The organism is Enterobacter vonholyi, from assembly GCF_008364555.1.
GTDB lineage: Bacteria > Pseudomonadota > Gammaproteobacteria > Enterobacterales > Enterobacteriaceae > Enterobacter > Enterobacter vonholyi.
Window position 1 is genome coordinate 1 of the sequence record NZ_VTUC01000030.1, and the last position, 782, is coordinate 782.

The 782-nt window shown below is 63.0% G+C and carries 1 pseudogene; it reads left to right on the forward strand.

The annotated features are described in order from the left end of the window. Nucleotides 1–782: pseudogene (gene cpsG / locus F0319_RS18815) on the forward strand (colanic acid biosynthesis phosphomannomutase CpsG); the annotation flags it as partial.

The following is a 782-nucleotide window of genomic DNA, read 5'->3' on the forward strand; positions in this document are numbered from 1 at the left end:
ATTAACTCCGGCAACGGCGCGGCCGGCCCGGTTGTCGATGCCCTGGAGGCGCGCTTTAAGGCCCTGAACGTGCCGGTGACCTTCGTGAAAGTGCACAACACCCCGGACGGCAACTTCCCGAACGGTATTCCTAACCCGCTGCTGCCGGAGTGCCGCGACGACACCCGCAACGCGGTGATTGAGCACGGTGCGGACATGGGCATCGCCTTTGACGGTGACTTCGACCGCTGCTTCCTGTTCGACGAGAAAGGGCAGTTCATCGAGGGCTACTACATTGTCGGCCTGCTGGCGGAAGCGTTCCTTGAGAAAAACCCGGGCGCGAAAATCATTCATGACCCGCGTCTTTCCTGGAACACCGTCGACGTGGTGTCAGCGGCGGGCGGCACGCCGGTGATGTCCAAAACCGGTCACGCCTTCATCAAAGAGCGCATGCGCGAAGAAGACGCCATCTACGGCGGCGAGATGAGCGCCCACCACTACTTCCGTGACTTTGCCTACTGCGACAGCGGGATGATCCCGTGGCTGCTGGTGACCGAGCTGCTGTGCCTGAAGGGACAGACGCTGGGCGAGCTGGTACGCGACCGTATGGCGGCGTTCCCGGCGAGCGGGGAGATCAACAGCAAGCTGGCGGAGCCGGCCGAGGCGATTGCCCGCGTGGAGCAGCACTTTGCGATCCACGCGCTGGAAATTGACCGTACCGACGGCATCAGCATGGCGTTCCCGCAGTGGCGCTTTAACCTGCGCTCGTCCAATACCGAGCCGGTGGTGCGCCTGAACGTGGA